We start from the raw sequence: 15,410 nt of genomic DNA on the forward strand, positions 1-15,410 counted from the left end.
GCGAGGCGAGGCGGGGGTCACCTCTGCCGCTGGTGGGCGCCCCGCCGGGAGCCGCGGAACAGGTCCCTGCGCTGCAGGAGGTAGGCGAGCTTGGCGGCGGTGACGCGGACCGCCTCCTCGTGCCGGTGGCGCTTGGCCGGGACGGTCGCGGCCCAGCGTTCGAGCACGCGGGCCATCTCGTCGGCGACCTCGCCGATCACCCGGTAGCGGGTGCTGAAGGCGTACAGGTCGCCGTGGACCTCGTCGACCAGGTCCCCGTCCACCCTGCGGGTCAGCGGGGTGATCCCCTTGAGGATGCCCGCCTCCATCCCCGGGGTCACCGGGGCGCGGCGGGCGTCGCCGTCCGGGACCATGACCAGCGCCCGGACCCGGGCGAGGGCCAGCGCCCGCTCGGCCTGCGGGGTGGCGGGGTGCTCGGCGAGATCCAGCAGGCGGCGCAGGGTCTCCTGCGTCTTGTCGTCGAACATGGAGGAGCCCGTTCCCGTCGCGTGGTGTCGCGCACATGCTATTCGACCGGGATGCGACGGCGGCCCGTGACGGGCGATGGTAGACCGCGGGCCGCTCCACCGCTTCCCATCCATCGAACTCGGTATCAGTCAGCCGATCGTCCCTCTTGTCAGGGTTTACCGGAATAAAGTCCAGCCTTGTCGATTGATGACCCCTTTTCGGAGGGCGGGGGACGAAAGTGACGGGCGGGCGTGGATCCGATAGGCGACGAACTGCTGGAAGTCGTGGTGGCGGAACTCGGGTACCGGGAGCGCCCCGGACAGCACACCAAGTTCGGCGAGTGGTACTCGGCCACCGTCCGGGACCCCCGGTACCGCACGGCCCCCTGGTGTGACATGTTCATCGCCTGGGCGGCGGAGCAGGCGGACGTGACGGACTACGTCGGCCGGTTCGCCTGGACGCCCTCGCACGCCCGCTGGTTCGAGACCAACGGCGCCTGGACCGCCGAACCGGAGCCCGGGGCCCTGGTCTTCTTCGACTGGTCGGGCGGCGACGACATCAGGGGCATCGACCACGTCGGCATCGTGGAGCGCGTCGAGGGTGGAACGATCCACACGATCGAGGCCAACGTCGACCGGGTCTGGCTGAAGCGCAAGGTCCGCGACCAGGAGAAGGTCGTCGGCTACGGACTGCCGCGCAAGGTCAGGGAGAACCTCGTCCGGCCCTCCGTGGAGGACGGGGAGGACGGGGCGGACGGGGCGGACGGGGCGGACGAGGCGGCGCAGGCGGGCAGGCCGATCGAGGTGCGCCCCGCGCCCGCCGCGGACACCACGGCCCTGACCCTGTCCGACGCCGACGGCGCGCTCCCCGCGCTCCTGGAACCCGCTCCGCTGACGGTGCTGACCGTCCTGGTGCTCGGCTGGGCCTTCCTCGTCGCCCGCCGGCGGCCGCGCCCCGCGCCGAGCGGGCGGCACCGGCGGCGGTCCGGGCACCGACGCACCGGAGGGGACCGACGGGATTTGATCGATTAGGTTAGGCAAAGCTAAGTTGGTCGTGCAACCTCCTGACAGAAGGCGATTCCATGACCGTGAACAGCGCCCCGGCCCCGGATCAGGCCAGGGAGATCCCGGCCTACCGTTTCTTCCACGTGCAGGTCCTGCGCTCGCACCGGCTCAGCCCGAGCTTCGTGCGGATCACCCTCACCGGCGACGACCTGGCCGCCTTCGCCCCGTGCGGTTTCGACCAGCGCATCAAGATCGTCCTTCCCCTGGCCGACGGCACCCTCACCCCGCTCGGCGACGACGACGCCTGGTACGGACGCTGGCGGATGCTCCCCGACGCCCTGCGCAACCCGATCCGCACCTACACCGTGCGCGCCGTACGGCCGGAGCTGCGCGAGCTCGACGTCGACTTCGTCCTGCACGGCGACGCCAGCCCCGCCTCCCGCTGGGCCACCTACGCCGCCCCCGGCCACCGGCTCGCGGTGCTCGGCCCCAACGCGGAGTTCTCCGGCCCGACCGGCGGCCAGGAGTGGGCGCCGCCGCCCGGGGCCGACCGGTTCCTGCTGGCCGGCGACGAGACCGCGGTCCCCGCGATCTGCTCGATCGCCGAGGGCCTCTCCTCCGAGGTGCGGGTCCGGCTCCTGCTGGAGGTCCCCGAGGCCGCCGACGCGCTGCCGCTCGACGTCCCGCCGGGCGTGCGGGTCACCTGGCTGCCCCGCGACGGGGCCCGCCACGGCGAGCTGCTGGTTCCCGCGGTGCGCGAGGCCGTCCGCGAGCTCGCCGCGCCGGAGGTCTCCCCCGGCGCGGCGACCGCGCTGGAGGACGTCGACGTGGACGCGGACATCCTCTGGGAGGTCCCCCAGCCCACCGGTTCCGTCGCGGGCGGGTTCTACGCCTGGCTGGCCGGCGAGGCCGGGGTGGTCAAGCTGCTCCGGCGCCACCTGGTGCAGGAGGCCGGGATCGACCGCTCCTCGGTGGCCTTCATGGGCTACTGGCGGCTGGGACGCACCGAGGGAGACTGAGGGCGGCCCGTCCCGTCCCACCGGTCCTCTCCGGGGTGCCGGGACGCGTCGCGCGGCGTCCCGCCTCGCCGGTCAGGCGCCCGCCCCGGAGAGGGCGCCGAGGCGGGCCGGCCCCGTTTCCAGGCGCCCGCCGCCGCCGCGGTGGCCGCCTCCGCGGCCGTGATCGGATTCCGTCACCCCGGCGACGGCCACGGAGCCGCGCCGACCCGCCCCGCACCTTCCGTTATTACGCTACTGTAGTAGCGAAAAGGAGGGCGGGATGAACCAGGCCCGGCGGGGACGCCCGCGTGACGCACAGGTCGACGAGCGGATCCTGCGGACGGCCGCCGGACTGCTCCTGGAGCGCGGCTACCCCGGGTTGTCCATCGACGAGGTGGCCGAACGGGCCGGCGTCGCCAAGACCACCCTCTACCGCCGCTGGCCGACCAAGGACCACCTGGCCGTCGCGGTGGTCGCCCGGCTCCAGGACGACGACCGCATCGACGACACCGGCGACATCCGCCGGGACCTGACCGGCTACATGGAGAAGATCGCCGACGCGCTCAACCGCATGCGCTCGGCCGGAAGACCCGCCGACCGCGACGACCGGTCGGCGGGGGTCGTGGCCGAACTCGTGGCCGCCGGCGCACGCCACGACGACATCGGGGAGATGGGCCGCCAGGTCTACGCCCGGCGCAACGCCCTGGCCCTCGGACTCATCGAGCGGGCGCGCCTGCGCGGGGAACTGCGGGCCGATCTCGACGCCGCCGTGCTCCTCGACCAGCTCGCCGGCGCCCTCTACTACCGCGTCCTGGTCACCGGCGCCCCGGTGGACCGCGCCTATGCCGAACGCCTCGTGGCCGGCGCGCTCGACGGCGCGCTGAACCGGAAGGAACCCCCCACGTGTCCGTGAAAGGCGCCGTCATCGGCTCCGCCTCCGCACTCCTCGCCCTCCTCACCGTCGCCGGCGGGCCGGCGCCCGGCGCGTCGGCCGCCGTCCCGCCGCCCCGTCCCGCCGTTCCGCTCCCCGCCTCCGCCTCCTCCTCCACCACCTCCTCCTCCACCACCTCCTCCTCCTCCACCACCTCCACCACCTCCACCACCTCCACCACCTCCACCACCTCCACCACCTCCACCACCTCCACCACCTCCACCACCACGGTGTCCCCCGCCTCCTCCCCCGCGGTGTCCTTCACCGCGTCCTTCGTGCGCGGGGCGCCGGCGGTGGAGGACCACCCGTGCCCGGTGCGGGTCCCGCCGGGCACCCGATGCGGATACCTGGTGGTCCCGCAGCGGCGCGACGTGCCGGAGGGGCCCACCGTCAAGGTGGGCTTCGCCGTCCACCGCTCGACCGCCGCCGACCGCAGGGAGGACCCGGTCGTCTACACCAGCGGCGGTCCGGCGTCGGGCTCGATCCCCCTCACCGGCCACCTCGCCGACATGTTCCGCGACCGCGACGTGGTCGTGCTGGAGCAGCGCGGCAGCGCGTGGTCGCGGCCCCGGCTCGGCTGCCCGGAGACGGTCCGCGCCGTGCTGGACACCCTCGTCACCCCCGGCCAGGCCGGGCAGGAGAAGGGTGTGATCGCCGCCGGGGCGAAGGCGTGCCGCGACCGGCTCGGAGCGGACCTGCGGGGGTACCGGACCGGGGAGATCGCCGCCGACGTGGTGGATCTGCGCCGGGCCCTGGGATACGCGCGGTGGAACCTGTTCGGGGTCAGCTACTCGACCCGTTCGATGCTCGCCGCCGCCGCCGCGGACCCGGAGGGCACCCGCTCCGTGGTGCTGGACTCCTTCCTGCCGGCCGGCAAGGACTGGTACGACGACGTCTCCCGCGATCTGACCGAGGCGATCGGGAAGCTGGCCGGCCAGGGCTGGCCGGATCTGCCGGCGCGGTTCGAGCGGATGGTCGACCGGCTGAACCGCGACCCGGCGGTCGTCACGACGGACGATCCCCTGACCGGAAGGCCGCTCACCGTCCGGCTGACCGGCGACGACGCGGCGACCGTCATCGGCGAGGCCCTGCGCGAGGTCGACGTGGTGCCGATCGTGCCCGTGCTGATCGACGGGCTGGCGGCCGGTCGCGACGACCTGCTCCAGCCGCTGGCCGACGCGGCCGGCCCCGGGCTGACCAGCCATGAGTTCGGCCTCTACCACGCCGTCCAGTGCCAGGACGAGGCGCCCCACAACGCCTTCGCGCCCGCGCGGCCGCAGCTGTTCACCGTGGTGCACGACCAGGCGGTGTGCGACGCCTGGAAGCTGCCCCCCGCACCCGCCCCCGAGGCCGTCACCGCGGCGCCCGTCCTGGTGGTGGGCGGTCAGTACGATCCGACGACGCCCACCCGCACCGCGGAGCCCGCCGCCCGGGCGCTGCCGAACGCCCGGTTCACGGAGTTCGCCGGAGTCGGGCACGCGGTGTTCCTGTCGAACCGGTGCGGCCGGCGGACCATCGCCGCCTTCGTCGCCGATCCCTCGGCGGCCCCGCCCTGCGACCCCGCCGAGGCCGCCCACCCGGTGATCGGACCGGGGCGGATCCACCTCACCACCGCCGTGTACCGGGCGCAGCGGGCTCCCTGGACGCTGCTGCCCTTCGGCCTGTTCGTCCTGACCGGGCTGGTGCAGCTCGGCGTGGGACTGGCCCGCCCGCGCCGGCGCCTGCCCGCCCTGGCGGCGGGGGTGTGCGGGCTGGCCCTGGCCGGGCTGACGGCCGACGCGCTGTACGGCGTGGCCGCCGAGAACGAGGTCGTGCTGGGGGTGGGGATCCCCGCCGCCGTGCCGTGGTACGGCCTGCCGGCCTGGGCCGGTCTCGCCGTCACGCTGTGGGCCGCCTGGCGGGCACGGGCCGCTCGCGCCTCCCGAGGGCCGGCCGCGGGCGGGTTCCTCCGCGATCCGACGGCGGCCCACCTTCTGGCCGCGGCGGTCTCCGCCGGGTTCCTGGCGTGGTGGCACCTGTACTTCCTGTGATCCGTACCCGGGCCGCGGCGCCCGGCCGGACCTGCAGGACGGCGGCGGCCGACAGGACGAGCAGACCGCCGGCGAGCTGCACCGGGGTGAGGGACTCCGTCAGGGTGAGTGCGGCCAGCGCCGTGGTGACGACCGGTTCGAAGGTCGACAGGATGGCCGCGGTCGACGGACCGGTGCGTCGCAGGCCCGCGAAGAAGGTGAGCATCGCCACGACGGTGGACACGACGGCGATGCACGCCAGCCACGCCCACCCCCGCACGCCGAAGCCGAGGTCGACGCCGCCGGTGAGCAGGGCGCGCACGGCCAGGGTGGCGGTGGCCCCCGTCATCACCAGCGCGGAGAGCACCACCGGTGGCAGCCGGTGCACGACGGTGTCCGAAACCAGGATGTAGACGGTGTAGGTCATCGAGGCGCCGAAGGCCAGAAGCGCGCCGAGCGGGTCGACGTCCGGCCCGCCGGCGCCGAGCAGGACGAGCAGCGTTCCGCCGCACGCGGCCGCCAGCGCGGCGACCCGTCCGGCGGTCGGGCGGTCGCGGCCGAGCAGGACGGCCCCCACGGTGACCAGCAGCGGATAGGTGTAGAAGACCAGGGAGAGCAGCGAGGCGTCCATCCGCTCCAGCGCCGAGAAGTACAGGCTCGCCTGCGCGGCGTACCCGATCGCCCCCAGCCCGAGAGCCGTCCCCAGCACGCCCGCGCTCGCGCGGCCGGGGCGGGACGCCGGAACCGCGGGCGAAGGGCCCAGGCGCGGCTCCGGCGCCGCGGGCGAGGGGCCGCGGCGCAGCCCCGGCCGCAGGAGCAGCAGCGTCGCCAGTACGGCGGCCGCCAGGCCGAAACGCACCAGCAGCAGCGCCGCAGGTGAGACGCCCGCGGCGTAGGCGAGCTTGCCGAAGACCGCCATGGCGCCGAAGCACGCCGCCGACAACAGACACAGTGCGGGACCCATGCCCTCCAGCATCGGCGGCTGCGACTCATCATGTCCAGCGATGATTTCTCGACCTGATTCGTTAGCATTCATGCATGATCGCATTTGATCTCCGCCGGCTCCGGCTGCTGCGCGAGCTCGAGGAGCGCGGCACGCTGGCCGCGGTCGCGGCGGCCCTGGACTACAGCCCGTCCGCGGTCTCGCAGCAGTTGAGCGTCCTGGAGAAGGAGGTCGGCGCGCGATTGCTGGAGAAGGCCGGGCGCGGTGTGCGGCTGACCGACGCCGGACGGCTGCTGGCCCGGCATGCGCGGGTCCTGCTGACGGCGGCCGAGGTGGCGGCGGCGGATCTGGCGGCCCTGGGCGGCGAGATCCGCGGCACCGTGCGCGCCGGCGGTCTGCAGTCGGCGGCGCGGCGCCTGCTGGTGCCCGCCGTGGCCCGCATGATGCCCGAGCACCCGCTGGTGCGGGTGGAGGTCTGCGAGCTCGAACTGGAGCAGGCGCTGCCGGGTCTGCGCCTGGGAGCGGTCGACCTGGTCGTCAGCGACGAGTACGACGGTCACCCGCGCCCCCGGCCGGCCGGGCTGCGGTTCACGCCGTTGCACGAGGAACCGCTCAAGCTGGTGCTTCCACCGGCGCATCCGCTGGCCCGGCGGGAAGGACCCGTCGCTCTGGCCGCGCTGCGCCAGGAGGCCTGGGTGGCCTCGGACGCGGGGACCGGCCACCACGCCATGGTGGTGGGGACCTGCCGGTCCCTGGGCGGCTACGAGCCCGACGTGCGGCACCGCTCCAACGACGCGGAGCTCCAGCTCGAACTCGTGCGCACCACGGGGGCCGTCGGCCTGCTGCCGGTCCTGACGCTGCCGGCGGCGGATGCGGCGCTGGCGGTCCGCGATGTCGCCGAAGCCGACGTCCGGCGCCGCCTCGTCGCGGTCACCCGGGAGGGACCCATGGCTCCCGCGCTGAGCGCGTTCCTGGAGGCCGTGACCGATCAGGTGCGCCGTATCGGCTGACGCCTCCGGTGGCCGGCGCCCGACCGGCTCCCCGGCCGCGCCGGTCCGACCTGCCGTCCCCTACCCCGCGCTCATTCGGATGCGCCCGCGCCACCGCGACCGGCCGGTTCGCAACCTGACATCGATGTCATCACGAAACCTCTGGTGAAATCCCCCACATGGGTAGGAAAGTCATAGGGGGTGGGTCATGGGAGCGAACGATCGAGAACGCATCGGTGACCCGAAACGCCTGCGGGTGCTGCGCGCCACCGGTCTCCTGGACGCCCCGGCGGTGCCGGTGCTGGACCGGGTGACCCGGATGGCGACCCGGCTGCTGGACGTACCGGTCGCGATGGTGTCGTTGATCACCGGGGACCGGCAGGTCGTCATCAGCACGGCGGGGGTGCCCGATCCGCAGGCGGTGCGGGAGAACCCTCTGGCGCGGTCGCTGTGCCGGCACGTCGTGGCCGACAGCGCACCGCTGGTCATCGACGACGCCCGCGGGGACGGCCGCTGGCACGATCTCGTCGAGCACTCCGGCGGGCGGCCGGCGGCCTACGCCGGAGTGCCGCTGAGCGCTCCCGGCGAGCAGGTGATCGGCGCGCTGTGCGTGATCGACGCCACCGCCCGCGCCTGGGACCGCGAACAGGTGCAGACGCTGGAGGATCTGGCCGCCGTGATCGAACCGGAGATCGCGTTGCGGCTGTCCCGGGCCGAGGCCGCGCAGGCGACGGCGCACCGGCAGCAGGAGCGCACCTTCCTGCGCGCCCTGCTCGACAGCCTGGAGGTGTCGGTGATGGCCTGCGACGAGAACGGCCGGCTGGTGATCAACCGGCCGCTGCGGGAAAGCCTGCACACCGACAGCCCGCCGGCCGACGTGCGCTCCTGGCTGGAGACCTACCGGCTGTACGCCCCCGACGGGCGGACTCCGCTGACGATCGAGGAGATGCCGCTGGCCCGGGCATGGGCCGGCGAGCACTTCACCGGCCAGCAGGTGATCACTCCCACCGACGCCGGGCCGCGCCGCTTCCTGGTCAACGGCCGGCCCATCGACACCCCCGAGGGGCGGCGTCTGGGCGCGGTGATCGCCGGCCACGACATCACCGACGCCCACCGCATCGCCCTGCTGCGCGAGGCCCAGCAGTCCGTCACCCGTGCCCTGGCCGACGCCGCCTCCAGCCAGGAGGCCGCCACCGGCGTGGCCGCCGCGGTCACCGAAGCGCTGGGGTGGGCCTACGGCGAGTACTGGCAGGTCGTCGAGGACGAGACGGTCATCACCCGCATCGGTTCCTGGACCAGGCCCGGCCGGGACCTGTCGTCCTTCACCGCCGACCACCCGGACGTCTTCGCCCGGGGGCAGGAACTGCCCGGGCTGGCCTGGGAGCGCGGTGAGCCGGCCTGGGTCGCCGACACCGCGGCCGAGCCGGACGGCTCCCCCCGGGTGCGGGCCGGGCTGCGGGCCGGCCTGCGCTCGGCCCTGGCCCTGCCGGTGCGCAGCGGTGAGCAGGTGCTGGGTGTGCTGGCCTTCGCCAGCGACCACCCCCAGCAGCCCGACGACGATCTGGCCGGCCTGCTGGACGGGGTGTGCGCCCACGTGGGCCGGTACATGGAGCGCCGCCGCGCCGAGGAGCTCGCCCTCGCCCTGGCCGAGAGCCGCCGCCGGTTCGAGCGGGTCCTGTCCCGCATCGACGACGACGTGTGGAGCGCCGAGGTGGCCGCCGACGGTGCGATCCACGCGGTGTACCGGAACCGGCAGGCCGCCACGGTGTTGGGCCGTCCGCCGCCGCAGGGCGTCGACACGGTCCAGCTGATCGCCCGCCGGGTCCACCCCGACGACCGGGCGGCGTACACCGCCTTCCTCGACACCCTGCGCTCCGGGGAGCCGGCCGGCCTCGAATGCCGCATCATGGGCCTGGACGGCGTCACCCGCTGGATCTGGACGCGGGGCGTCCCCCGCCGCGAGGCCGCGGCGTTGTTCGTCGACGGCATCTCCACCGACGTCACCGACCGCCACGAGCTGGCCGAGCAGCGCGAACGCCTGCTGGCCCAGCACCGGCGGCAGGTGGAGCGCCTGCGCCAGATCGACGAGGTGAAGAACCAGTTCCTGCGCACCGTCAACCACGAACTGCGCACCCCGCTGACCTCGATCCACAGCTACCTGCAGCTGATCCGCGAAGGGGATCTGGACGCCGCGACGCAGGCCCGCTTCCTGGAGGTCATCGACCGCAACAGCACCCGGCTGGGCCAGCTCCTGGACGAGCTGCTGCTGATGGCCAGCCTGAACGCCGGGAACGCCGCCTTCACCCCCTCCGAGACCGACCTGGTCGCCCTGGCGCAGAACGCCGTGCAGGCGATCACCGCTCAGGGGCGCACCGAGCACCTGACCGTGGCCGTGCACGCCCCTGCGCGGGCGACCGCCTGGGCCGACGCCGGACGCATCCGGCACGCGCTGGCCCATCTGCTGGACAACGCGGTCAAGTTCACCCCGCCCGGCGGCCGGATCGACGTCACCGTCACCGCCGGCCCGGCCCCGGCGATCGAGGTCGCCGACACCGGCGCCGGCATCGACCCGCACGACCTCGAGCACGTCTCCGACGACTTCTACCGCGGCGGCACCGCCGAGCAGCAGGCGATCGGCGGCACCGGCGTGGGCCTGGCCCTGGTCCGGAGGATCGCCGACATGCACGGCGGGAGCCTGCGCATCGACAGCCGGCCCGGCCGCGGCACCCGGGTCCGCCTGGTCCTGTCCGCCGCGGCCGCGCACCCGCCCGAGCGGCGGTCCCGCAGACGACCACCGCCTCCGGCCCGGCAGCACCGGCGGCGGTGAGCCGTCCGCTCAGGACGTGTTGCGCCACCGACGGCCGTCGCGGCCGATGAGCCGGTCCGCGTCGGCCGGACCCCAGGAGGCCGCCTCGTACGTCGGGATCGGCGAGTCGTCCTTCTCCCAGCGCTCGATGATCGGGTCGACGATCCGCCAGCACTCCTGCACCTCGTCGCTGCGGATGAACAGCGACGCGTCACCGATCAGGGCGTCGAGCAGCAGACGCTCGTACGCCTCCGGGGACTCCTCGACGAACGTCTGGTCGTAGGAGAACTCCATGCTGGCCGTACGCACCCGGAAGGAGTGGCCCGGCACCTTGGCGCCGAAGCGCAGCGAGATGCCCTCGTTGGGCTGGATCCGCAGGATCAGCGCGTCCGCGTCGAGACCGGTGAGCTGGTCGTCCGGGATCGGCAGGTGCGGCGGACGCTGGAACTGCAGCGCCACCTCGGTGAGCCGGGCCGGCAGCCGTTTGCCGGTCCGCACGTAGAACGGCACCCCGGCCCAGCGCCAGTTGTCCACGGTCAGGCGCATCGCCGCGTACGTCTCGGTGCGGGACAGCGGGTCGACGCCGGCCTCCTCGCGGTAGCCGGCCATCAGCTCCTCGCGGGTGCCGCCCCGGGTGTACTGGCCGCGGACCGCGGCGTCGGCGAGGTCGCGGTCGCCGGGGAGCCGGATCGCCTGCAGCAGTTTCACCTTCTCGTTGCGCAGCCCCTCGGCCTCGAACGAGGCGGGGGGCTCCATCAGCGCGAGCGCGAGGACCTGGAGCACGTGGTTCTGCACGATGTCGCGCATCGCGCCGGCGTGCTCGTAGAAGCCGCCGCGGGTGCCGACGCCGAGGGTCTCGGCGACGGTGATCTGCACGTGGTCCACCCAGGAGCGGTCCCAGATCGGCTGGAAGATCGAGTTGGCGAAGCGCAGCGCGAGCACGTTCTGGACGGTGTCCTTGCCCAGGTAGTGGTCGATGCGGAAGACCTGGTTCTCGTCGAACGCGTGGTGCACGACGGCGTCCAGCTCACGGGCGGTGGCCAGATCCCGCCCGTACGGCTTCTCGATGACCAGGCGGGAGAAGGAGCCCTCCCGGGCGCGGTTGAGCCCGGCGGCGGCCAGTCCGTTGATCACCGGCTCGAACGCGCCCGCTGGGGTCGACAGGTAGAAGAGCCGGTTGCCGGAGGTACCGCGGACCGCGTCCAGCTCGCCGAGGGTCTCGGCGAGGCGCTCGTAGGTGTCCGGGTCGTCGTAGCCGCCGGCGACATAGCGGATGCCGCCGGCGAGCTGGCGTTTTTCGGCGAGGTCGCGTCCGCCGAGCCCGCCGAGGGTGCTCTGCGCGAACTGGTCGTCGCTCATCGGCGTCCGGGCGACACCGACCAGGGCGAACTGGTCGGGCAGGCGGCCGTGGCGGGCCAGGGTGTCCACCGCCGGCAGCAGCTTGCGGCGGGTCAGGTCACCGGAGGCACCGAAGATCACCAACGTGGCCGGCGGGGCGCTGCGCTCCTGAACCATCTGGGGCATCCCGTACATGATTCGCCTTCCGTGACGGCGAGCCGTCGGGCTCGTCCCTCTTCGACGGACACCCGTGGCGTGGTGGCCGGGCCGCGCGGACGGCCCCGCAGGCGGCAGAGCCAACGTAGCCCAGGCCCCCGTGCGCCCGATGCAGCGGTACCGGCCCCCGATCGCCGGCGCCCGTCCGCTCCCGGCCGCGCGTTGCGGTTCCGGTGCAGGGCCCCCGGCAAGTTCCACCGCCTCCGGGTCCGACCGATGGATCTGATCGGCCGGGCCACGGATGGACCGGCGAAGACCTGGTCAAGGAGAGAACATCATGGGTCTGCGCATCAACCAGAACATCGGCGCCATGAACGCCTACCGGAACCTGTCGGTCAACGACGGGGCGATGGCGAAGTCGCTGGAGAAGCTCTCCAGCGGTTACCGCATCAACCGGGCGGCGGACGACGCGGCCGGCCTGTCCATCAGCGAGGGCCTGCGCGCCCAGACCGGTGGCCTCAAGGTCGCCGTCCGCAACGCGCAGGACGGTGTCTCGGTCGTGCAGACCGCTGAAGGCGCGCTCACCGAGACGCACTCCGTCCTTCAGCGTATGCGTGACCTTTCCGTCCAGGCCGCCAACGGCGGCTCGCAGGACGCGAAGGCCCAGGAGGCGGCGAACAAGGAGTTCGGCCAGCTCAAGACCGAGCTCGACCGGATCGCCGAGACCACGTCGTTCGGCACCCAGAAGCTGCTCGACGGCAGTTACCACGACGAGTACACGAGCAGGACGCATGCGGGCATCTACGCCACCCCCGTCCTGGCAGGCGGTACTCCGGCGGACCAGTTCGACCTCACCGCCACGATCGCCGGCGTCCAGCAGACGGTCACGGTGACCATCCCGGGGGTGGGCATGTTCCCCAACGACCCGCAGGGCTACACCAACGCCGTCAACCAGGGTATCGAGACCGCGTTGAAGGACGCCGGCGGCGTCGGCGACGAAGTCGAACTGACCTACGAGTTCGTGAGCAACGGCCTCAACCCCTTCGACCCGAACGACGATCAGTACACCTTCCAGGTCGAGGGGAAGAACGCCTTCTCCATCGCCAACTCCGGCGGGAACGTCGGAGTCGGCATCGTGGACACCTCTCCTTCGGTCCCGGTGACCAGGTCCCGCCCCGGTGGCGTGTTCCAGGTCGGTGCCGACAACGCCGCCGAAGAGCGCATCGAGGTCTCCATCGCCGCGATGGACACCGGGAGCCTACGGCTCGCCGCCACGACCCTGAACTCGACCGGGGACGCCCAGCGGGCGATCGACGCCCTGGACGGTGCCATCCAGGAGGTCTCGGACCAGCGGGCCAGGCTCGGCGCGTACCAGAACCGGTTCGAGCACACGCTCAACAACCTGAACGTGGCGATCGAGAACCTGTCGGCGTCGGAGTCGCGCATCCGCGACACCGACATGGCCCAGGAGATGGTCGGCTTCACCCGCAACCAGATCCTGTCCCAGGCCGGCACCTCGATGCTGGCCCAGGCCAACCAGGCGCCCCAGTCCGTGCTCAAACTCCTGGGCTGACGCCGTGACAGGCCGCGGCTCCGGATGCGCGGCCCTCCGTGACAGGCCGCGGCTCCGGATGCGCGGCCCTCCGCTCCCTTCGGCGTGGCCTCGCTCCGGGTGAGCCCGGCGACGCAGGCCGCCAGGTTGCGCAGGGTCTGCTCGTCGTCACGCGGCGGCGTCCGCGCCGCTCAGCGGCCGGCGTCCAGCAGGGAGCGGCAGTACGGCCGCTGGAACGGCTCGTAGTGCGCGCACGGGTCCGGCTGGTGCATCCACCGCGGTCCGGGGCCCGGAGCCGGCCGGAACGGAGGCCGGCGGTCGCGCTCCCGCCGGGCCGCGGGCCGCTCCGGGCCGCCGCGGCTCCCGGCGCGCGGCGCGGCCTCGGTTCTGCGCGGCGTGCTCTTTCGCGGCGTGCTCTTTCTCGGCGCGGCCTTTCGCGGCGCGGCCTTTCGCGGCGCGGTTCCGGCCGAGCCGCTCCCACCGCCCGCCCCGGCGGTGCCGGCGACCGGTCCCGCCGGGCCGCCGGCCCCCGTCGAACGGCCGGTCCCCGCCGGCGGGCGGACGCCGATCCGCGGCGGCACTCCCGCGGACCAGGCGCGGCGGTCGCCGCGGTGGCCTTCACCGGACGTCGCCGGGTCCTCCCCCCGGTCGTCGGACGCGCTGCGCCGATCGGCCGGAGCCCGCCTCGGGATCGCGGACCGGGGCGGGATCGCGGACCGGGGCGCCGGCCGCGCGTGCTCCCCGGGTGCGCGGGGCGGCGGGGACACCTTCCGGGCGGCTTCGGCGGCGGCCCCCGTCGCGGCGGACGGCTCGGGACGGCTCCACGTGGACGACCACCCGCCGAGGGCGGCCGCGACGGCGAACACGCCGATCAGCGCGGGCAGGACGAGGCGGCCGCGGTGGAGCCGCCTCCGGGCCCCGGCGGGCCCATGCCCGGGTTCCGGTACGGCCTGCGGCGTGGCGGGCCGGAAGAGAGGAGGCAGGACCCGTTCCCCGGGCGGGTCCGCACGGCCCCCGGCCCCCGGCACCGGGATCGCGGCGGACGCGGTGACGGCCCGCTGCGGAGCCGTCGGCGGCCCGGTGTCCGGGCCGGCGGGCGGCCCGCCGTCCGGGCCGTGGGGGTCGTCCACCCCGGCATGAGAGGCGGGACCGTACGGCATGCGGCCGCGTCGTGCCGCGGTGGCGGGGTCGTCCTGCACGTCACCTCCGGTGATCCAGTTTCCCGGGAATCGCAGAGCGTGAACATTCTGTCACGGAAAGTCCTCGCAGGGTCGGCGGCTTCGCCGGATACGGCCATGCGGGCCTGCGCGGCCGCCGCCCAGGGCGGACGGGGTCCCGGATCCCCCCGATGTCCGGGCGCGGCGGCCGTGCACGCCGGGTGCCCGGCACGCACTGTCCGGATCACTCTCCAGAGGACACTATGAACAGATGAAGGTCCGTCATCTCAACTGCGGGACCATGACCCCGCCGGCCGCGCCGCGCATGGTCGCCCACTGCCTGCTCCTGGAGACCGCGCACGGCCTGGTACTGGTCGACACCGGTTTCGCCCTCGGCGAGGACCGCCTGGAGGCGACTTTCCTGCGCACGGCCCGGCCCTCCCTCGACCCCGCCGAGTCCGCCGTACGGCAGATCCGGGACCTGGGCCTCGACCCCGGCGACGTGCGCCACATCGTGCTCACCCACCTGGACCCCGACCACGCCGGCGGGCTGCGGGACTTCCCGCACGCCCGCGTCCACGTGCACGCCGCCGAACTGGCCGCGGCCACCCGCCCCGGCGGCGGCGCGGCCCAGCGGCGCCGCTACCTGCCCGCCCAGTGGGCGCACGGCCCCGACTGGGCCCTCTACGACGACGCGGGAGAGGAGCTGTACGGCCTGCGGGCCCGCCCCCTGGACGGGGTGGAGGGCGTGGCGCTGGTCCCGCTGGCCGGGCACAGCCGGGGCCACTCCGGCGTGGCCGTGGACACCGGGGACGGCTGGCTGCTGCACGCCGGCGACGCCTACTGGTTCCACGGGGAGCTCTCCGCGCCGCCGCACTGCCCGCTGACGCTGCGCCTCGCCCAGCGGCTCATCGCCGTCGACCACGCCCAGCGGATGGCCAACCTGGTCCGGCTGCGGGAACTACCGGAACGGGTCCGGGTCTTCAGCGCCCACGACGCCGCCGAACTGGCCCGCTGCACCACGGGCTGACCGGCCGTACCGGACGGCGCGGAGGCGTGCTCCGCCGCCGGCCGGGGAGC

The 15,410-nt window shown here is 74.2% G+C and carries 11 protein-coding genes and 1 pseudogene; 8 read left to right on the plus strand and 4 right to left on the minus strand.

Annotation, left to right across the window (positions count from 1 at the left end; translation table 11 throughout):
* Positions 1 to 17: 17 nt before the first annotated feature.
* Positions 18 to 467, minus strand: coding sequence for a hypothetical protein (locus HS045_RS21285; protein WP_196453205.1), 450 nt, complete (start codon positions 465 to 467; stop codon positions 18 to 20).
* 231 nt (positions 468 to 698) lie between these two features.
* Between HS045_RS21285 and HS045_RS21290 the strand changes: the two genes are divergently transcribed.
* From HS045_RS21290 to HS045_RS36235, 4 genes are all read left to right on the plus strand, one after another.
* Positions 699 to 1,478 carry a CHAP domain-containing protein gene (locus HS045_RS21290; RefSeq protein ID WP_196453206.1) on the plus strand — a complete coding sequence of 260 codons (780 nt, stop codon included), beginning with the start codon at positions 699 to 701 and terminating at the stop codon, positions 1,476 to 1,478.
* A 50-nt stretch (positions 1,479 to 1,528) separates the two neighbouring features.
* The gene (locus tag HS045_RS21295) at positions 1,529 to 2,470 is read left to right on the plus strand and encodes a siderophore-interacting protein (protein WP_196453207.1); all 942 of its coding nucleotides are present in this window, start codon (positions 1,529 to 1,531) and stop codon (positions 2,468 to 2,470) included.
* 259 nt (positions 2,471 to 2,729) lie between these two features.
* Positions 2,730 to 3,362, plus strand: a complete 633-nt coding sequence (locus HS045_RS21300) for a TetR/AcrR family transcriptional regulator (protein WP_196453208.1) — start codon at positions 2,730 to 2,732, stop codon at positions 3,360 to 3,362.
* Positions 3,353 to 5,410 carry an alpha/beta hydrolase gene (locus HS045_RS36235; protein WP_307827633.1) on the plus strand — a complete coding sequence of 686 codons (2,058 nt, stop codon included), beginning with the start codon at positions 3,353 to 3,355 and terminating at the stop codon, positions 5,408 to 5,410. Before HS045_RS21300 ends, HS045_RS36235 begins: the two co-directional genes overlap by 10 nt.
* Positions 5,411 to 5,456: 46 nt before the next feature.
* Here HS045_RS36235 and HS045_RS21305 read toward each other — a convergent pair.
* Positions 5,457 to 6,437, minus strand: a pseudogene (locus HS045_RS21305) (DMT family transporter); the annotation flags it as partial.
* On the opposite strand from HS045_RS21305, the gene HS045_RS21310 reads away from it, so the two are divergent.
* Together HS045_RS21310 and HS045_RS21315 are read left to right on the plus strand one after the other, a co-directional pair.
* Complete coding sequence (locus HS045_RS21310; protein ID WP_196453210.1) at positions 6,428 to 7,342, plus strand: LysR family transcriptional regulator; 915 nt, start codon at positions 6,428 to 6,430, stop codon at positions 7,340 to 7,342. The pseudogene HS045_RS21305 and the gene HS045_RS21310 sit on opposite strands and share 10 nt — an antisense overlap.
* A gap of 187 nt (positions 7,343 to 7,529) precedes the next feature.
* Entirely contained in the window at positions 7,530 to 10,148 is a 2,619-nt protein-coding gene (locus tag HS045_RS21315) for an ATP-binding protein (RefSeq protein WP_196453211.1), read from the plus strand.
* 9 nt (positions 10,149 to 10,157) lie between these two features.
* Here the strand turns inward: HS045_RS21315 and zwf are convergent, their stop codons facing one another.
* Entirely contained in the window at positions 10,158 to 11,651 is a 1,494-nt protein-coding gene (gene zwf / locus HS045_RS21320; RefSeq protein WP_230884520.1) for a glucose-6-phosphate dehydrogenase, read from the minus strand.
* Positions 11,652 to 11,958: 307 nt separating this feature from the next.
* Between zwf and HS045_RS35905 the strand changes: the two genes are divergently transcribed.
* Positions 11,959 to 13,194 carry a flagellin gene (locus tag HS045_RS35905; RefSeq protein WP_196453212.1) on the plus strand — a complete coding sequence of 412 codons (1,236 nt, stop codon included), beginning with the start codon at positions 11,959 to 11,961 and terminating at the stop codon, positions 13,192 to 13,194.
* A 170-nt stretch (positions 13,195 to 13,364) separates the two neighbouring features.
* Here HS045_RS35905 and HS045_RS21330 read toward each other — a convergent pair whose 3' ends face one another.
* Entirely contained in the window at positions 13,365 to 14,372 is a 1,008-nt protein-coding gene (locus tag HS045_RS21330) for a hypothetical protein (protein ID WP_196453213.1), read from the minus strand.
* A gap of 229 nt (positions 14,373 to 14,601) precedes the next feature.
* Here HS045_RS21330 and HS045_RS21335 point away from each other — a divergent pair, with 229 nt between their 5' ends.
* Positions 14,602 to 15,360: an MBL fold metallo-hydrolase gene (locus HS045_RS21335; RefSeq protein ID WP_196453214.1), complete on the plus strand. Its 759-nt coding sequence runs from the start codon at positions 14,602 to 14,604 to the stop codon at positions 15,358 to 15,360.
* The last annotated feature ends 50 nt before the right edge of the window (positions 15,361 to 15,410 follow it).

It is taken from the genome of Planomonospora sp. ID82291, from assembly GCF_015711645.1.
In the GTDB taxonomy this organism is placed as follows: domain Bacteria; phylum Actinomycetota; class Actinomycetes; order Streptosporangiales; family Streptosporangiaceae; genus Planomonospora.

Bases quoted from the DNA above. Each gene is read 5' to 3' on its own strand.
- HS045_RS21285 (WP_196453205.1), bottom strand. From the start codon at position 467: ATGTTCGACGACAAGACGCAGGAGACCCTGCGCCGCCTGCTGGATCTC.
- HS045_RS21295 (WP_196453207.1), top strand. From the start codon at position 1,529: ATGACCGTGAACAGCGCCCCGGCCCCGGATCAGGCCAGGGAGATCCCG.
- HS045_RS21300 (WP_196453208.1), top strand. From the start codon at position 2,730: ATGAACCAGGCCCGGCGGGGACGCCCGCGTGACGCACAGGTCGACGAG.
- HS045_RS21310 (WP_196453210.1), top strand. From the start codon at position 6,428: ATGATCGCATTTGATCTCCGCCGGCTCCGGCTGCTGCGCGAGCTCGAG.
- HS045_RS21315 (WP_196453211.1), top strand. From the start codon at position 7,530: ATGGGAGCGAACGATCGAGAACGCATCGGTGACCCGAAACGCCTGCGG.
- zwf (WP_230884520.1), bottom strand. From the start codon at position 11,651: ATGCCCCAGATGGTTCAGGAGCGCAGCGCCCCGCCGGCCACGTTGGTG.
- HS045_RS35905 (WP_196453212.1), top strand. From the start codon at position 11,959: ATGGGTCTGCGCATCAACCAGAACATCGGCGCCATGAACGCCTACCGG.
- HS045_RS21335 (WP_196453214.1), top strand. From the start codon at position 14,602: ATGAAGGTCCGTCATCTCAACTGCGGGACCATGACCCCGCCGGCCGCG.